The organism is Gordonia aquimaris (genome assembly GCF_026262595.1).
Lineage (GTDB): Bacteria > Actinomycetota > Actinomycetes > Mycobacteriales > Mycobacteriaceae > Gordonia > Gordonia tangerina.
In genome coordinates, this window is record NZ_JAPKFM010000062.1 from 1 (window position 1) to 1868 (window position 1868).

The 1868-nt window shown below is 61.8% G+C and carries 1 protein-coding gene; it reads left to right on the plus strand.

What is annotated here, in order from left to right; genetic code table 11:
- The first annotated feature begins 137 nt into the window (after positions 1 to 137).
- Positions 138 to 1276 (plus strand): IS3 family transposase gene (locus OSB52_RS24540; protein WP_085949120.1). Its coding sequence is split into 2 segments (ribosomal slippage): positions 138 to 408 and positions 408 to 1276, totalling 1140 coding nucleotides; the frame shifts between segments, so codons are not numbered across the junction.
- Positions 1277 to 1868 lie beyond the last annotated feature (592 nt).

The following is a 1868-nucleotide window of genomic DNA, read 5'->3' on the forward strand; positions in this document are numbered from 1 at the left end:
TCGTCGCCCCCGGTGATGAAGCCGGCGAGCCAGTCAGGCCCCCAGGTCTGGCGCGACTGAGGTGAGCCCTCCTGGGTGGTCCAGTCGTTGTGGGACTCTGTTGCTCGATTGTTCGAGCAGGAAGAATCAACGACGTCATGACATCGAACAAGCGCCGCCGGCACACGCCGGAGCAGATCATCCGCAAGCTCGCCGAGGGCAATATGCTCCTCGCCGCTGGTCAGGAACTCGACGAGGTGTGCCGGCACCTCGAAGTCGCGGAGTCCACGTGGCATCGCTGGCTGGCCCAGTACGGCGGCATGAAAGCTGATGACGCCAAGCGGCTCAAAGAACTCGAGGCGGAGAACGCCCGACTCAAGAAGCTCGTGGCCAACCAGGCCCTCGACATTGACATGCTCAAGGACCTGTCGTCGGGAAACTTTTGACCCCGAACCGTAAACGCCGCGCCGTGACGGTGCTGCAAGAACGGTTCGGGGTGTCTCAGCGTCGGGCGTGTGCGGTGGTCGGTATCCACCGCTCGACGATGCGCCTGAGGACACAACCAGCGGACGACGAGGACACCAGGCTGAGGGCCTGGCTACGCAGGTTCTCCACCGACCGGCCCCGGTGGGGGTGGCGGCGAGCAGCGAAGATGGCACGCAAATCCGGATGGGCGGTCAACGACAAACGTATTCGTCGACTATGGTGTGAGGAAGGACTTCGAGTGCCCCAGCGCCGCAAAAAGAAGCGGTTGACCGGCGTCGGTGTCACCGTAGGGGCGATGTGTCCTATCCGGCCGAACGTGATCTGGGCGATGGACTTCCAATTCGACACCCTCGCTGATGGTCGTACGATCAAGCTACTCAACATCATTGATGAGTACACCCGAGAGTGTCTGGCCATCGAGATCGGCAGGTCAATCGACGCCGACCAAGTGGTCGCAGTCCTTGACACGCTGGCTTTGACCCGCGGGGCGCCGGTCTACGTGCGGTTCGACAACGGCCCCGAATTCGTCGCCCACGCCGTACGCGACTGGTGCCGATTCACCGGCACCGGAGCCTTGTTCATCGACCCCGGTTCGCCATGGCAGAACGGCTGGATCGAATCGTTCAACGGTCGACTACGCGATGAACTGCTCAACTCGTGGCGCTTCGATTCTCTGCTCGAAGCCCAAGTGATCACCGAGGATTGGAGGACCGACTACAACACCGCCAGGCCCCACAGCGCCCACGGCGAACTCAGCCCCGCTGAATTCGCTCTACAGTGGACCACGACCCACCAATCCCAAGCCGCATAGCGACTGGACCACCAAACGGGTCCCCCTCACAATACGTGGCTAACTTATGAAGTTGGGACAAAGCGCGCGAAGTCGTGCCCCATGCCGGAATGGTTTCTGGATTATTCGATCAGTGCCGAAATGAAGGAAGTTGACATGGCGGACAGTGTGCAAAGCACAGCCGTCGGGCCTGTCGCAGCTTAATCGCTTGGTTGTCAGCTCGACAACTAGTCATTCTCCGGTGCAGTCTCGCACGCTGTGTCGCAACCCCGAGCTTGCCTTCACTCTCGCGCTGAAGGAGCACCGGCACGCCGAGCCCATCAAGGTTCTGGGCCGCCAACCACTCTAACCTCAATCTTTCGTGAGGTGGCGGTCCCTTGTTGAGTGGTCCGGATGGTGTGGTTTGAGGACCGCATTCCGGGTGTGGGCCGTGGCGTGTTGCCCGAGGCGTCGGTGGGCGTCGGGGTTCACGGTCCCGAGGTGGAGCATCCTTTCTGGATCGATGATCGGATCGAGCCTGGTGGTCAGGCCGGCGCGGGAAGCACTGCGAGTCTGGCTATTCCGTCGAGCAGGAGGTCGACGTAGGGTGCGTGGGCGGCGAGTTTCAACCGGG